Source organism: Aureibacter tunicatorum (assembly GCF_036492635.1).
GTDB classification, from domain to species: Bacteria; Bacteroidota; Bacteroidia; order Cytophagales; family Cyclobacteriaceae; genus Aureibacter; species Aureibacter tunicatorum.
The window spans coordinates 177343-193186 of sequence record NZ_AP025307.1 but is presented as its reverse complement, the minus strand read 5'-3'; the positions used below and the strand labels follow the sequence as shown (position 1 = coordinate 193186).

The window sequence follows — 15844 nt, the reverse complement described above, 5'->3', positions numbered from 1 at the left end:
CGCAAAAAGTTCGTGATAATCGTCATCATATTACTCAAATAATAAGACAGAATGAAGAGAATATTCATTTACTTATATTAAAATTATTTCAAGATTAAATTATCTGGTTGGCATTTTTATCCAAAAAGGTTTGACATATTTTTATATTGAAATAACACTTCAATCATGAAACTATTAAACAAACTTTTTTTTATCACAGCCTTGCTTTGCCTCATGCAAAGTTCTCTTCAGGCTCAAATACTCATCACTCAATATTACGAGGGTAGCAGTACAAATAAATGGATCGAACTAACCAACGTTGGAAACGATTCAATTGACTTAAGCCAATATCAAATTGCTCTATGGGCAATTGGAGGTTCATCAGGTTCTATCAACATTACCGGCAGTCCATCCAATAAGAAGGCATTAGCGGGTATTTTGGGAGCTAACTCTTCCATATTGTTAGGCAAAAACAACAACGGCTCTGAAGTGCCGTACATTGGAGCAGACTTTTTCGATGCAAGCAATGTCATCAACTTCAATGGCAATGATGGCATCGCTTTATTGGATTTGAATAATAATATCCTCGACATGGCTTTGAATGGCATCAACGCCAAAGACAAATCTTATGGCAGAGCTACATCTGTAAATAGCCAAAATCCGATATTCGACAGCTCAGAATGGGTCGAATACTCAAGAACAGATGTTCAAAACGCTGCTAGCGATGATCCTGCGTATCTTGGATATTTCTCAAGCACTAGCAGCAATGACAGCACGGATAATTCGCCACCAATTTGGACCAACAACACGCCTAGTTTAGCAACAACAAATCAAAACTCCGCTCAAATATCTTTGAGTATCAATGAAGCTGGAACTATCTTCTATTTAATTCAAGCTCAAAATGAGGTTGCCCCTGAAATTTCAGACTTGACTGCAAATGGTGAAACTATTCTAATAAGCAATGCTATTACATTGAGCATCGATAGTCTACAAGCAAACGCTAACTATACGGCTTATTTTATCGCTAAGGATGATGAGAATCAACCAAATCAACAATCAACCATTGCGAGTGTCAACTTCTTCACAGCGGACACGACTCAAAATACAGGCTATGACTATATCATGCCTACTTTGAACACCAACACTGGAAGAATTATTGTCGCAAAGACGCCAAAAGAGTATGTGGTGGATGCTACAAAGCACATGGTGTCTGTAGGTTTTGACATCAACAGCAACAAGTACATCGACTTGGAAAGCTTCTATCAATCAGCAGTCGGAACAAATGGCTCAACGTTGAAAAACGCAGTTAAAAACATCGCTTCCAAAGATCATTCTCTTCAAAATTACAGCACTGTGTGGAGCATCTGCGAAGAGGGCGACGAGCATCCAAAAAACTCCAGCCAAGTATGGCAAATTTATGTGGAAGAAGGCATCTCAAAATCAGCTCATGTAAGCGGAAGCACAGGTTGGAACAGAGAGCATGTTTGGGCTAAATCGCATGGAGGATTTGACACATCTGTGGGAAGAGGGACTGACGCCCATCACCTTAGAGCTTCCGACGCGCAAGAAAACAGCAACAGAGGAAGCTTGGACTTCGCAGAATCCAACTCAGGATACACACCTCCAAAATCGTCCAAAGGCGACGTGGCAAGAGCTATTTTCTATATGGCATTGCGTTATGACATGGTAGTGGATAATCAAGTGATCGGTCATAGCAACGGTTCGGCTCGCCATGGAAAACTTGACGATTTATTAGCTTGGCATAATGAGGACCCAGTGGATCCTTACGAAATCAGAAGAAACAATGTCGTTTACAAATACCAAAACAACAGAAACCCATTCATCGATCACCCGGAGCTTGTCGAGCATATTTTTGGAAATAAATCAACTCAAAATTGGGATGGCGGAGTAACCTATGATGTGCCTGCCGACTCAACCATAGACACAGGAAATGACAGCAGCGAAGTTGTAATCCTTTACCAAGAGAGTTTTGACAATGAGCTAGATTGGATTTTCTATAATGAGTTAGGGAAAAACACTTGGCAAAAAAGAGATTATCAAGGGAACCACTATATCCAAATGAGCGCTTACCAAGGCGATTCAATAGAAATCGACTGGGCTATTACTCCATCCATCAACTTGGACAGCACAGACGCGAAATTAACTTTTAATAGCGCTTGGGCTTATAATGGAGATGATTCTTTGGAAGTATTCATTACAAATAACTTTGACAGTTTAAACCCTTCTTCATCAAATTGGACAAAACTTGAAGCCGTAATTGCCAATGATAATCTTTCGGCTCAACATGGCTGGCACGCGTCAAATGAAATAGATCTAAGTTATTATACCGGCGATGTGAATTTCGCATTCAAATATTCTGGAGGCACAGGCAATGGCTCTAGAACTTTCAGAGTAGATGATGTGCTTATTCAAGGCGAGAAAAAAGAAATGGATGGCAGTGACGGAGGAGATAATTCTAATAGATCGGTAATATATAGTGAAGATTTTAATAACAGCCATTATTGGGAATTCTATAGCTCAGCAGGTAAAAATACTTGGTTGGACAAAACTTACCAAGACACTAAGTATATTCAAATGAGCGCTTACAAAGGCGACATCAATGAAACCGATTGGGCGATATCTCCATCGATCAACCTAAGCTATTTCTCGGAAATCAAAACTAAATTCGCTTCCGCTTGGGCATACGACGGAGACGACATATTAGAAATGCTTATTTCTACTGACTACAATGGAAATCCGGATTCAGCCAACTGGCAAAAAATAGATGTTCAATTTGCAAATGAGCTTACTCAAACTCAGCATGAGTGGATCAACTCTGGAGAAATAGACTTAAGCAACTATGACGGAAGCATCAATGTAGCTTTCAGATATACTGGCGGCACTGAAAATTTAACCAGAACTTTTAGAATCGATGATTTTGAAATCAGCGGCATTGCATCGGATGACAAGCCAACGACAACATTAAGCGCAACGGAATTATTCTTTGAAAATGAAACGGATATAAATTCATATATCTTAGAAGTTGCTAATATTCACAACTCGCTGAATATCATAGCTAATGGATCTTTCCAATTATCATTGGATAGCTTAACTTGGCAAGATAGCTTGACAATCACTCCAGTAAACAAAACGATCAACCCTACAGAGATTTTTGTAAGACTTGCTTCTGGCGAAACATTAAGCTATGGGACATTCAGCTTAATCAATCATACAGAAAATGGCAATTCACTAGCTGAGGTAAAATTATCTTCAATACTTTCCACTGCCAAAACTTTGGATCTTGTAACTTGGAATGTTGAATGGTTGGGAGCTCCGGAAAAAAGCAAAAGCGCATCAACAGTTGATCAACAAATGAAAGAAGTTGCCGAAGCCATCTTAGAAGTCGATGCTGATATTTACGCATTGCAAGAAGTTGTGATTACTGCTGATAAAAATTATCTTGATGTGCTTGTGGATTCATTAAATAAAAATTCCGAGTATACTTGGGCTTCAAGTTTCAATCCTAGACACTCATATGACTGGACAGCTCCGGATCCGAATTTCCCTCCGCAAAAGACCGCTTTCATCTACAGAACAGATGTTGTCAGCAATGTGGCTTCAAAAGCGATTTTCGCCGACGAATTTACATCTAAAACAGAGCATAACCTTGTTGGATACACAGGAGACCCTTCGGACTTTATGGCAAGCGGAAGGCTTCCATTTCAAATTACAGCAGATGTAAATATCAATGGAAACATTCAAACGATATCATTAATCAATTTGCATTTCAAGTGTTGTTCAGATGGGCTTAACAGAAGATTGGCCGATGCGAAATATCTTAAATCCTATATTGATTCAAACTTGGATGACAAGAATGTAGTTATTCTTGGCGACTATAATTCCACTGGTTATGAAAACGAAATAGACAGCTGGGGTTGGTATGACAATAACAATGAAGATTTCTTGCGAGCTGGCGGAAAAAGATTAGATCATATATCTATTTCAAATGAACTTTATGACGAATATGAGTTGCTTGAAAATTCTTATTTCACTCAATCTGAAAATATATCCGATCATGACCCTCAAATAGTTAGGCTATTGTTTCCAGGCGTTGAAGCTCCGGTTGATTCAATAATTTTCGAGGCCTTGCCAAATGCTATTTATGGAGATTCTTCAATTATATTGAATGCTGTGCATTCAAACGGAGATAGCATTTTCTATGAAAGTTCTGACTCCACGATCGTAAATATTGAAGGCAATATCGTCGAAATCTTAAGCGCAGGCACTGTTGATATAATTGCCAGCTCTATTAACGACAGCGCCTACCCGACGAGAAGAACTTTGACAATCAATAAAAAAGAGCTTGTAATTAAAGTAACTGACGCGACAAGGGTTGTTGGAGAAGATTTGAGCAATTTTACGATTGAAAGCAATGGATTTGTATACAATGATCAAATATCGGATCTAGACGGAGTATTGGAATTCAATATTATTGATAATAAAATAATTGCATCCGGACTTTCATCTGACAATTATGAAATCACTTTCCAGCCAGGAACTCTTACTCTTCTCAATAATGCGAATGATATAACATTTTTCTCATATGGCAAAAGAGAAGGCATAATCAACACCGAAGCAAAGACTGTCTCCTTGGAGATAAAAGAAACAAGAAAGATCGATACGACAAAAGTTGCTATTGAAATATCGGAAGGAGCTTCTTATAGCATCTTGTCCAATACGAAAAAAGCCGTCGTGATCAATGTAGTATCTGAAGCAGGCGAAACTCAAGAATGGACAGTGAATGTATCAAGACTCACTAGTGTTAAAGTTATTGCCAAGACTTTGAAAATATTCCCTATACCGGCATACAACTTTTTCAAGGTTTCATGTCCAGTTTTTGGGGAAAACACTTTCAAGTACAAAATCTATAATACCAGAGGCAATGTCGTAAAACAAGGCAAAGCTTATAATCGCGAAAAAATTGGCGTTAGAAAACTAAGATGCGGAAATTACTTTGTTGAAATCATTTACAAAGGCAATAAAGTGACTAGAAAGATTCAAATACGATAAATAGTGATGCTATAAACTAGCACAAGATTCCTACAAAAGAATTAAAATAACAGCATGATTCGCTCTGCTGTTATTTTTTTGTGTTAAATAACTGACAAAAGCCTCCTTTTTAAGCATTTAGATGACTTGTCTATAGTTTATAAAATGCTTCTGGAATAAGGGAAAAATCATTATTTGCATATTCACTAATGAAAAGGTATTTTTGATACAATCAATTAGCTATAGCCATGATCGAAAAATTCATCAATCCGTTCACAGATTTTGGGTTCAAGAAATTGTTCGGAGAAGAGCAAAACAAAGACCTTTTGATCGATTTTTTGAATCAACTGCTTCCCGAAAAAGACCAAATCAAAGACTTGTCTTTTCATCAAAACGAGCATTACTCCAGATCCGCGGAAGACCGACAGGCTATTTTTGATTTATACTGCGAGAACCAAGACGGCGAAAAGTTCATCATCGAGCTGCAAAGAGCCAAGCAAACAAACTTCAAAGAAAGAAGCTTGTATTATGCCTCTTTTCCAATACAAGAACAGGCCAAATCCGGCATGGATTGGAAATTCGACCTGAAAGGGGTTTATACAATCGGTATCATGAATTTCGTATTCGATGAGCACAAAGACAAGCCTGACAAACTTCTGCATCATGTGCAATTGATGGAATTGGAGATGAAAGAAGTCTATTACGACAAGTTGACCTTTATCTATCTTGAAATTCCCAAATTCAAAAAAGAACTGCATCAGCTCCAAACTCGCTTTGACAAATGGCTGTACTTGCTTAGCAATTTGAATAAACTCACCGATCGACCTGTGGAACTGCAAGAACGTGTCTTTCAGAAATTTTTCGATACGGCTGAAATCACCAAGTACAACCCTCAACAACTGCATGAATATCGCGAATCGCTCAAGCAGATGAGAGATTACTACAATACCATGGAGACTGCAAAGCTTGAAGCTGGAGAAAAAGGAAAAGAGGAAGGGAAAAAAGAAGAAAAAATTCAAATAGCTAAAACAGCACTTGCTCAAGGTTTGTCGATTGACATAATTCAAAAGCTTACAGGCCTTAGTGCTGAGGATATCGAACAGCTGAAATAATCAATTAATTCGCTTCTTCGTATCACAGGTGCAAGATTTTTAAGCATTCGTATTGTAACAAATTCGAATAAGCTGGCAACATATTGCTACAACACCAAGGTCCTTGAGTTGCATATTCATTTGCATATCACCTATCGAAGAAGTATTTTTGACACAATCAATTAGCTATAGCCATGATCGAAAAATTCATCAATCCCTTCACAGATTTTGGGTTCAAGAAATTGTTCGGAGAAGAGCAAAACAAGGACCTTTTGATTGATTTTTTGAATCAACTGCTTCCCGAAAAAGACCAAATCAAAGACTTGTCTTTTCATCAAAACGAGCATTACTCCAGATCCGCGGAAGACCGACAGGCTATTTTTGATTTATATTGCGAGAACCAAGACGGCGAAAAGTTCATCATCGAGCTGCAAAGAGCCAAGCAAACAAACTTCAAAGAAAGAAGCTTGTATTATGCCTCTTTTCCAATACAAGAACAGGCCAAATCTGGCATGGATTGGAAATTCGACCTGAAAGGGGTTTATACAATCGGCATCATGAATTTCGTATTCGATGAGCACAAAGACAAGCCTGACAAACTTCTGCATCATGTGCAATTGATGGAATTGGAGATGAAAGAAGTTTATTACGACAAGCTGACTTTTATCTACCTTGAAATTCCTAAATTCAAAAAAGAACTGCATCAGCTCCAAACTCGCTTTGACAAATGGCTGTATTTGCTAAGCAATTTGAATAAACTCACCGATCGGCCCGTGGAACTGCAAGAACGTGTCTTTCAGAAATTTTTCGATACGGCTGAAATCGCCAAATACAATCCTCAACAACTTCATGAATACCGTGAATCGCTCAAGCAAATGAGAGATTATTACAATACCATGGAGACTGCAAAGCTTGAAGCTAGAGAAGAAGGAAAAGAAGAAGGGCTGCAAGAAGGATTGGAAAAAGGGAAGAAAGAAGAAAAAATCCTAATAGCTAAAACAGCACTTGCTCAAGGATTGTCAATTGAAATAATTCAAAAGCTTACAGGCCTTAGTGCTGAGGATATCGAACAGCTGAAATAATCAATTAATTCGCTTCTTCGTATCACAGGTGCAAGATTTTAAGCATTCGTATTATTGTAACAAATTCGAATAAGCTGGCAACGTATTGCTACACCAAGGTCCTTGAGTTGCATATTCATTTGCATATCATCTGTCGAAGAAGTATTTTTGATACAATCAATTAGCTATAGCCATGATCGAAAAATTCATCAATCCGTTCACAGATTTTGGGTTCAAGAAATTGTTCGGAGGAGAGCAAAATAAGGACCTTTTGATCGATTTTTTGAATCAACTGCTTCCCGAAAAAGACCAAATCAAAGACTTGTCTTTTCATCAAAACGAGCATTACTCCAGATCCGCGGAAGACCGACAGGCTATTTTTGATTTATACTGCGAGAACCAAGACGGCGAAAAGTTCATCATCGAGCTGCAAAGAGCCAAGCAAACAAACTTCAAAGAAAGAAGCTTGTATTATGCCTCTTTTCCAATACAAGAACAGGCCAAATCCGGTATGGATTGGAAATTCGACCTGAAAGGGGTTTATACAATCGGCATCATGAATTTCGTATTCGATGAGCACAAAGACAAGCCGGATAAACTTCTGCATCATGTGCAATTAATGGAATTGGAAATGAAAGAAGTTTATTACGACAAGCTGACTTTTATCTATCTTGAAATTCCCAAATTCAAAAAAGAACTGCATCAGCTCCAAACTCGCTTTGACAAATGGCTGTATTTGCTAAGCAATTTGAACAAACTCACCGATCGGCCTGTGGAACTGCAAGAACGTGTCTTTCAGAAATTTTTCGATACGGCTGAAATCGCCAAGTACAATCCTCAACAACTGCATGAATATCGCGAATCCCTCAAGCAAATGAGAGATTACTACAATACCATGGAAACTGCTAAGGGAGAAGCCAAAGAGGAAGGCATAGAAATAGGAATTGAAATAGGCAAAGAGAAAGGACTGCAAGAAGGACTAGAAAAAGGCAAAAAAGAAGAAAAAATTCAGATAGCTAAATCCCTGATTGCTTTAGGTCTTTCTGTCGATCAAATCATTCAAGCGACAGGCCTTAGTGCTGAGGATATCGAACAGCTGAAATAATCAATTAATTCGCTTCTTCATATCACAGCTGCTAGATTTTAAGCATTCGCATTGCAAATGCGAACGAGCTAACCTTCTTCGCTACCCTGCGTGGGCTTGCAACTTGTGCTTTGCTAGCATACTCAACTGCTTTCATCAAAGATCAAAATATAAGCCTCGGCTTATGCCAAGGCTTTTGAATATTATCTATCGACATTGGGAACAAGTTGAAAACTTGCTCCAGTGTTCTTTTTTAATCTAAACTACGACCATTTTTGGGAAATATTTATTCAATATTATAAATATCGATATCTAGCTCAAGTCCAAAATGAACAAGCTCTTTCAATATTTTTTTATTTAAATGAATTCCTGGATTAGCATCTCCGTAAGTATTAATTACTATACCTAGTTCTCCTTCACATTTATTAATTAGATTATTAAAAAACTCTTCGTGGGAGTTTAATTTATTTAATAAATCCTCAACACATTCTTCTAATGTAGTCCCTTTTTTTATATTAGATTCTAGATTCCAATAATTATAATTTACGACTATATCTTTTCTAGGTCTTTTAATTATATCTCCTTTAATTTTAAATTCAGATGGAATTAAACCTGTTTTTTTGCTAATTAAGTCAGGCTTTATATCAAAACCGCTTAACCTAATCGCAACTTTAACTTCATTTTCCTTCATATCAATTCAAATCATCTTTATTATATCCTGTGGGCTCTCCTTCTCCTATATCACTTTTTGGTAGAACTACAATATCTCCAGTAGCATCATTAAAAAAAGATCCAGTTTCCCTACTCCTTTCCCACCAGGAACTTTTATTTCTTCAATAAATTTAGGATTACCTTCACTAAACCTTTCTTGCAATGTTTTTATGTGATTCTTCTTTAATTTTGTATAGGTATCTTTTGGTAACTCTTCCGAAGAAACTATAGGGTTTGACAAATCCAAAGCATCAACTTGCTCTGTTGTTTGACTTAAATTTGCTCCATCAACGGTTTCAAATGTTGTACCAGATTCTACAGTGTCAAAGCCTTCTGTACTTACAGAAAAATCGATTCCATTAACTGTTTCTACTGTATTATCAGATGTAACTGCATCAAAAACCTCAATCCCTTTTTTTACAAGCCAATTAACACCAGCAACAGTTGCGTCTACAGCATTACCAACCTCTCTATTTATTGTCTCTCTATTATTATAATATATTCCAGTAGCTCCTGCAACAATTGCACCTCCAGCAAGGTAAGCACCATACCCTAAAGGAAATACAATAGGAAGTTGACCATCAGGATCAACAAACATTATAGGATTATCAAAAGCATAGTTGTAAGGTGACCAACTAGCCATTTGGCTTGCTTTGGGATCGACCACATGCCATCTGCCTATAGCAGGGTCATACATTCTCGCTCCATAGTCTAGCCAGTTGGTTTCCTTTTGAAACTCCTTTCCGTTATAAAAATAATCATTTTTTGGAGAAGTGCCATCATACTGGTTCATAACCAAGCCGAAAGGATAATAACCCTACCTGCCTAGTTCAAGTTTGCAACCTGCCTAGTTCAAGTTTGAAACTTGGACTACACTTCAAAACCGCAAACCTAAAATGGATACATGATTAACTAAATCCAACATGTGAAACAAGTTGAAAACTTACGATAGAAAACACATAAAAAATCCATCCTGATTATTCACAATGGATTTTGTGTATATGCCAGCATTAGGCACAATTTACAAATTTGCGCCAGATGGGGAAGCCCTCTTTTCCGTTTTATAAAGCTATATAAAATTATATTATTATACTTGCTTTTTAAGACAGTACCTTGCACCAGGCGGGGGTTAATCGCTCACTTTCCCTAAAAAAACACAAATAACACCATAGATGATTACAATTATAAAAAAGGCATCAATTACAGTCAATATATTTAATATTAAGTCTAAATATTTATTATCAACATATTGTGTTAGATATTTAGATAGTGGAATGAATGCTAAACATAGCAAGAAAAATAATCCTAACTTGATCACTAATATTCTATCTTTATTCTTCTTCATCTTCTTCCAAATTATTTTTTATTGGATTAGCAGTGCTCTCAATTCCAAAAGCATTCCTGCCTAGTTCAAGTTTGCAACTTGGACTACGCTTCAAAACCGCAAACCTAAACATGGATACATGAATAGCTAAATCCAACATGTGAAAAAAGTTGAAAACTTACGATAGAAAACATATAAAAAATCCATCCTGATTATTCACGATGGATTTTGTGTATCTGCCAGCATTAGGCACAAGTTACAAACTTGCGCCAGATGGGTTAGCAGTGCTCTCAATTCCAAAAGCATTCCTGCCTAGTTCAAGTTTGAAACTTGGACTACACTTCAAAACCGCAAACCTAAACATGGATACATGAATAGCTAAATCCAACATGTGAAACAAGTTGAAAACTTACGACAGAAAACATATAAAAAATCCATCCTGATCGCTCAAGATGGATTTTGTGTATTCACTGGAATTTAGTCCAAGATGCAATCTTGAACTAGTGATGTGCTTGCTTTTTAAGACAGTACCTTGCGCCAGACGGGCGGGTTACCTTTGATTGCAGCAATTACGACTCCAAGATGCACTCCAAAATGTAGGTTTAAATGTAGAAGTCATCGTCTGCCCAAGTGTACTTGTTGTATTTTCATCGCATATGAGCACACTTTTTTTGGGGTTTTCTGAATCAAAAGCTACTACATATCTTTGGCCTAAGATGATTCCTTCACTGCATTTTGCTGTCATTCTCTGATTATAATATCTTCCTTTGTAAATGTATTTATAACTAAAATAATCTCTACCCTTATTACCCTCCCATATTCGAGTAACTTCACCTACAGTAAATTTTATATTTTTTTGAAAGAAATATGTTTGCAAAAAGCCAAATAATATTACGATTAAGAAAACAAAAACACCGCCTATGATTGGTCCAATTTTACTATGTAATATTTTTTTTATTTTTTCCATATCAGTCTTTTAATTCAGTAGTTATACCTATTGCTGCCCCATCTGTAACACCATCATTTGACATTTTATTGAAAAAATCTATTTTTCTTTTTAGTGCATTTGATAACCCAATTTGATCATTTGCGGTTTTAATATATTCGAATGATTTAGATCCGAGTTTATTCTATTTATTATCAACATATTGTGTTAGATATTTAGATAGTGGAATGAATGCTAAACATAGCAAGAAAAATAATCCTAACTTGATCACTAATATTCTATCTTTATTCTTCTTCATCTTCTTCCAAATTATTTTTTATTGGATTAGCAGTGCTCTCAATTCCAAAAGCATTCCTGCCTAGTTCAAGTTTGCAACTTGGACTACGCTTCAAAACCGCAAACCTAAAATGGATACATGATTAACTAAATCCAACATGTGAAAAAAGTTGAAAACTTACGACAGAAAACATATAAAAAATCCATCCTGATTATTCACGATGGATTTTGTGTATCTGCCAGCATTAGGCACAAGTTACAAACTTGCGCCAGATGGGTTGATTTTTAAGACAGTACCTTGCGCCAGATGGGGACCATATCGTGCTATATTACAATTTTATTTATAATATCTTGAGATATAACAAAATACCTTTGACCTTCAATATCTTCAATTTCAGGATAGTTTTGGACAACTAAATCATATAAATAATCAATATAAATATCATTAAAATTTATTGATTCAAAAATATCATATTTTTTTTTCTTATCTAAATGAATTATCCCTAAAGATATGGAACCTTCCTCCCACAATAGATAAATTTTATTATATTCTAATTTAGAAAAATTAATTATTTTTATCATAACTTAATATTATTTAACCCCAAATGGTAATGAACCATCTCTTGACGCAGGTACTTCATCTACTATTATGTGCCCAACCTCCTTCGACTTGCCCTTTTTCCATAAATACCCAACATGAGGGGCTGACAAAGTCCCTTCCGTAAGATGAGCAATGTCCATGTTAACTTCTAAAAGTAATCCATCTTTTGATTTATATCTCCATTCTACAACTTGTTCAGAAACTCCATTTGAAGCCCATTTAGTTGCAGTAAACTGTTCTCTTTTTATTCCAAATTTACTTTCTAGTTTTTTAAATCCAAGATCAATAGCATCCTTAAATGTTTTTCCTGTATTTCTGAAATCGAAATCAAGATTTTTTTTAAACTTATAACCTTGAGCAAAAGGATCACTTCCCTCAGCTATATGCCTTAATGGTTTAGTTATTTGGTTAGAAGATTTATTTTTTGCTAAGAAAACATCACTCGGATCAATCTTTCCTAAAGCAATGACATTAATAATATCTAAACCATCATTGAGAAAGTTACGCCCACCTTCTACAAGAGATTTTGCATCCTGCCTATTATAAAAATCTAATTCAAATATTTCGTTTCCATTTTCATCTGACTTATATCTTACCCTGCCTGATTGACCATTAATAATATTTGAAACATTGTACAAAGATATGTATATATCATACATTGTAGTTTTAATTATACGACCAGCAGTATAATCAATTGAAGCATCAGAATCTATATACTCTAACCCTTCAAGCTCAACTCCATCAATAACCCTATTCTCACTAAAAGCATAAGGACTGTTCCATGGATAATCTTTAGTCAATGGATCCACCGCAAAGAACCTACCGATTCTCGGATCATGCATACGGTATTTGTAATTCACAAGGCCGGTTTCGTCATCCTGCTTCTGCCCTTGGAATCCATACCCATAATTCTCCTCAAAGGTCGGAGAGCCTCCTTGTGAGGGTCTCTTCAGGAAGCCCTTTTGGCGTTCCCTTGCTTCTAATTTAGGGGATTTTGGGATTTATTTGTGCATTTTACTGTCTGTTTTTCTTTTATTCACTGTATTGTTGATTTTCAATGGTGTTCATGAGCTGACAAAGTCAGGTTCAATTGAAAGAAAAAAGAGGGCTTATCCATGGACTACCTATGGAGTATCTACGGAGTACTGCCGTCTGGTCGCCCTCACTCCAGGGCGAAGGAACATCGTTCAGGGCTGGGCTGGCAAAGGGCTGTGAAGTATCGTGAACGGAAGGGCCTGTAAGGAGCAGGAAGGCGTATAAAAAAAGCATGACCGAAGAGGAAAAGAGTAAAAGGAGAAGTATTTTAATATTCGAGGGGTAAAAATGAAAGGTTCGGAGCGAAGTATGAACGTAGATACCTTTCACTTTTTATGCCTCGTCCCCTCCTACTTCTCCTTTTTTCTTTCCTCGGTGTTGCTTGGCAGTTGGTTGGCTAGAGCTGTGTTTCAGGGAGCTAAGTTTTAATATAAGACGAGGGTCTTATATGGGTACTTTTATTTTGAAGCTGTTAAGTTCTGTACGTTATGTTTTTCATTTCCGCTGGATTAAAGTCTTGTTGTTGAAGCGGCTACGAGTTGTGGCGAAGCTACCTGCGCGCCCCAGCGGCAGTCATGGACAGGGAATGTGAAGGATGAGCATGGTGGACATGATACTGACGCTGGGCAAAGGGCGCGCCCAAACTATCGAAGGCGATGGACTGCTGGTGACTGCCAGAAGTGAAGGGAGGGACGACCAAAACGGAAGGTAGTGGCCAAGCAGGACAAAGTAGCCTGAGGTGAGGATGAGGAAGGAGTGCAAGCTTCGTGACAGACTGCGAAGCACCGACGAAGGAGGCGAACAGTTGTTTTTTTCTTCAATTGAAAAAATAAATAATAGGAAAAAAGGGCTGTGAGGTCTGGCGGGAAGCTTTGCCGACTGATGAAGACGAACGCCTTATAACCCTGTTTCAAGTGAGCAGTGAGGATTCTACGAGGCAGTGCCGTTTCCTTGTTGGCTAATTGCTAGCCCAATGGATGTTTCTTGAGGATCTCTTCTTTGAGCTTGTCGGTTTGGCTGTGTTTGTACCTTTCGGTGGTGCTGGGGTACTTGTGGCCTGCGAAGGTCTGGACATGGCGGATGTCTTTGCCGTCTTTGAGAAGGTTGGCGATGACGCTCTGGCGGATGGTCTTGGGATTGAGGGTACGGTCAGGGAAGAGTGGCCGCATGGTTTCGATGAGGTAGCCGATGCCTTCGCCGTTTTCTTCTTTGCCGAGCTTGCTGATGATGAGGGCTTGGCTGTCGTCTTTGGTCAGTTGCGGGCGGTCCTGCTGGATGTAGTTCATGAGCCAGAAGACTTGTTCGGGTCTGAGCCTGAGGGTTCTGGCGTTGGATTTGGGAGTGGAACGGATGTCGATGGTGCCTTTTTCGAGGTTGATATCCTGAAGCTGGAGACTTCGGATATCGCCGTTGGTGAGTGCCTGCCAGATGAGGAAGCTGATGATGATCTTGTTGCGGTTGCGGAGAAGGACGTAGCGCTCTTCTCTGTCAAGGAGAAGGGCGAGTTCTTCGGTGTTAAAGAGTTCCTGCATCTGGATATCTCGGCTCTTGTTGTCCCTGAGCTTGACGGACTTTGCCGGATGGTCTTTTCTGACGCCCTGATGGATGAGCCAGTCGTAATATTTTTTCAGGGCAAAAAGTGCCACTTTGGGGTCTTTGTCTTCATTGCGGAGGCTTCCGATGTACTGCATGACTTGTTGATAGTCCGCGTCTTCGGGAGTGGTGCTTTTATTTTCAAATGAAAGAAAAAAGAGATTGATTTCACGAAGGTAGCGCTTGGCAGTGCCTTGGGTGTGATGCTGTCGGAGGTAGTTTTCTAGTTCCATGTGTCGAGTTGTTGTTGGGAGATCTGAGTGTATATCTGTGTGGTATCCAGATGTTTGTGTCCGAGGAAGTTGCGGACGTATTCAGCGGAGAGGCCGTTTTCAAGCAGATGGCTGGCGATGCTGTGCCTGAGATGATGGAGGCTGATCTTCTTCCGGATGCCTGCCCTGTCGAGGATTTTGTGAAGCATTCTGTTCATGGAGACGCCTGACATGCGCTGTCCTCTGCTGTTGCAGAAGAAGGCATTGGTGCCTTTGGGGATACGGCTGTAAAGGCTGTAACGCTCAAGGTCTTCGGTGACTTTGTCGCTCATGGGAACGGCTCTCCAGCGTCCGTTTTTGCCGGATCTGACGTAGAGCATTTGCTTGACGAAGTGCAGGTCTCTGAGGTCGAGGGCTTCGCCTTCGGATCTTCTGAGTCCGCATCCGTAGAAAACGCTGAGCAAAGCTCTTTCCTGTAGGCTGTGGCAGTAGTTGTAGAGTTGTTTGACTTCCTGCTGTGTGAGGATTTCTTTTTTGCTCTGCTGGGGACTTGGGAAGTGCAGTCCGCTGATGGGGTTGCTGTTGAGTTCTCCTGAGTCTATTTTCCATTGAAAAAATAAGCGCATGGCGTATATGTGGTGCTGGATGTAGCTGTCGCTGAGGCCTCCGAAACGTTTCTTGTTGGGGCGTTCTTGTAGGTGGTTATGGAAGCTTTGGATGTCTTCGGGATTGATGTCATGGATTTTCTTTTGGGTGAAGCTGAGGAAGGCGTTGATGCAGGCTGGGAGCATGCGGAGGGTGCTTTTGCTGTAGCCGAGGTTGGTGAGGTGGGTTTGGAAGTATAGGGATTGGAGGTTCATAATGGATGTTTTAGTAGTTCTT

Annotated in this window: 13 protein-coding genes; 4 read left to right on the top strand and 9 right to left on the bottom strand. The window is 38.7% G+C overall.

Going from position 1 to position 15844, the window contains the following annotated elements; genetic code table 11:
* The first annotated feature begins 165 nt into the window (after positions 1–165).
* From AABK36_RS23340 to AABK36_RS23325, 4 genes are all read left to right on the top strand, one after another.
* Complete coding sequence (locus AABK36_RS23340) at positions 166–5049, top strand: endonuclease (protein ID WP_309942540.1); 4884 nt, start codon at positions 166–168, stop codon at positions 5047–5049.
* A gap of 227 nt (positions 5050–5276) precedes the next feature.
* Complete coding sequence (locus AABK36_RS23335) at positions 5277–6140, top strand: Rpn family recombination-promoting nuclease/putative transposase (RefSeq protein ID WP_309942542.1); 864 nt, start codon at positions 5277–5279, stop codon at positions 6138–6140.
* 173 nt (positions 6141–6313) lie between these two features.
* The gene (locus tag AABK36_RS23330) at positions 6314–7201 is read left to right on the top strand and encodes an Rpn family recombination-promoting nuclease/putative transposase (protein WP_309942544.1); all 888 of its coding nucleotides are present in this window, start codon (positions 6314–6316) and stop codon (positions 7199–7201) included.
* Between the two features lie 172 nt (positions 7202–7373).
* Positions 7374–8285, top strand: coding sequence for an Rpn family recombination-promoting nuclease/putative transposase (locus tag AABK36_RS23325; protein WP_309942546.1), 912 nt, complete (start codon positions 7374–7376; stop codon positions 8283–8285).
* Positions 8286–8550: 265 nt separating this feature from the next.
* On the opposite strand, the gene AABK36_RS23320 is transcribed toward AABK36_RS23325, so the two are convergent.
* The 9 genes from AABK36_RS23320 to AABK36_RS23280 form a co-directional block, all read right to left on the bottom strand.
* Positions 8551–8955 (bottom strand): DUF4279 domain-containing protein, encoded by a 405-nt coding sequence (locus AABK36_RS23320; RefSeq protein WP_309942548.1) that lies wholly within the window; start codon positions 8953–8955, stop codon positions 8551–8553.
* A gap of 66 nt (positions 8956–9021) precedes the next feature.
* On the bottom strand, positions 9022–9768 hold the full coding sequence (locus AABK36_RS23315; protein ID WP_338390350.1) for an RHS repeat domain-containing protein: 747 nt from the start codon (positions 9766–9768) through the stop codon (positions 9022–9024).
* A gap of 538 nt (positions 9769–10306) precedes the next feature.
* The gene (locus AABK36_RS23310; RefSeq protein ID WP_309942549.1) at positions 10307–10459 is read right to left on the bottom strand and encodes a hypothetical protein; all 153 of its coding nucleotides are present in this window, start codon (positions 10457–10459) and stop codon (positions 10307–10309) included.
* 96 nt (positions 10460–10555) lie between these two features.
* The gene (locus AABK36_RS23305; RefSeq protein WP_309942550.1) at positions 10556–10690 is read right to left on the bottom strand and encodes a hypothetical protein; all 135 of its coding nucleotides are present in this window, start codon (positions 10688–10690) and stop codon (positions 10556–10558) included.
* A 159-nt stretch (positions 10691–10849) separates the two neighbouring features.
* The gene (locus tag AABK36_RS23300; RefSeq protein WP_309942553.1) at positions 10850–11266 is read right to left on the bottom strand and encodes a DUF3592 domain-containing protein; all 417 of its coding nucleotides are present in this window, start codon (positions 11264–11266) and stop codon (positions 10850–10852) included.
* 579 nt (positions 11267–11845) lie between these two features.
* On the bottom strand, positions 11846–12103 hold the full coding sequence (locus AABK36_RS23295; protein WP_309942554.1) for a hypothetical protein: 258 nt from the start codon (positions 12101–12103) through the stop codon (positions 11846–11848).
* Between the two features lie 9 nt (positions 12104–12112).
* Complete coding sequence (locus AABK36_RS23290) at positions 12113–12982, bottom strand: polymorphic toxin type 47 domain-containing protein (RefSeq protein WP_338390349.1); 870 nt, start codon at positions 12980–12982, stop codon at positions 12113–12115.
* 1140 nt (positions 12983–14122) lie between these two features.
* On the bottom strand, positions 14123–14983 hold the full coding sequence (locus tag AABK36_RS23285) for a tyrosine-type recombinase/integrase (RefSeq protein WP_309943469.1): 861 nt from the start codon (positions 14981–14983) through the stop codon (positions 14123–14125).
* Positions 14974–15822 carry a tyrosine-type recombinase/integrase gene (locus tag AABK36_RS23280; protein ID WP_309943471.1) on the bottom strand — a complete coding sequence of 283 codons (849 nt, stop codon included), beginning with the start codon at positions 15820–15822 and terminating at the stop codon, positions 14974–14976. The genes AABK36_RS23285 and AABK36_RS23280 overlap by 10 nt, the downstream gene beginning before the upstream one ends.
* Between the last annotated feature and the right edge of the window lie 22 nt (positions 15823–15844).

Excerpts from the sequence above, each read along its gene's own strand:
- AABK36_RS23340 (WP_309942540.1), top strand. The coding sequence starts at position 166 with ATGAAACTATTAAACAAACTTTTTTTTATCACAGCCTTGCTTTGCCTC.
- AABK36_RS23335 (WP_309942542.1), top strand. The coding sequence starts at position 5,277 with ATGATCGAAAAATTCATCAATCCGTTCACAGATTTTGGGTTCAAGAAA.
- AABK36_RS23330 (WP_309942544.1), top strand. The coding sequence starts at position 6,314 with ATGATCGAAAAATTCATCAATCCCTTCACAGATTTTGGGTTCAAGAAA.
- AABK36_RS23325 (WP_309942546.1), top strand. The coding sequence starts at position 7,374 with ATGATCGAAAAATTCATCAATCCGTTCACAGATTTTGGGTTCAAGAAA.
- AABK36_RS23320 (WP_309942548.1), bottom strand. The coding sequence starts at position 8,955 with ATGAAGGAAAATGAAGTTAAAGTTGCGATTAGGTTAAGCGGTTTTGAT.
- AABK36_RS23315 (WP_338390350.1), bottom strand. The coding sequence starts at position 9,768 with ATGAACCAGTATGATGGCACTTCTCCAAAAAATGATTATTTTTATAAC.
- AABK36_RS23310 (WP_309942549.1), bottom strand. The coding sequence starts at position 10,459 with ATGTTGGATTTAGCTATTCATGTATCCATGTTTAGGTTTGCGGTTTTG.
- AABK36_RS23305 (WP_309942550.1), bottom strand. The coding sequence starts at position 10,690 with ATGTTGGATTTAGCTATTCATGTATCCATGTTTAGGTTTGCGGTTTTG.
- AABK36_RS23300 (WP_309942553.1), bottom strand. The coding sequence starts at position 11,266 with ATGGAAAAAATAAAAAAAATATTACATAGTAAAATTGGACCAATCATA.
- AABK36_RS23295 (WP_309942554.1), bottom strand. The coding sequence starts at position 12,103 with ATGATAAAAATAATTAATTTTTCTAAATTAGAATATAATAAAATTTAT.
- AABK36_RS23285 (WP_309943469.1), bottom strand. The coding sequence starts at position 14,983 with ATGGAACTAGAAAACTACCTCCGACAGCATCACACCCAAGGCACTGCC.
- AABK36_RS23280 (WP_309943471.1), bottom strand. The coding sequence starts at position 15,822 with ATGAACCTCCAATCCCTATACTTCCAAACCCACCTCACCAACCTCGGC.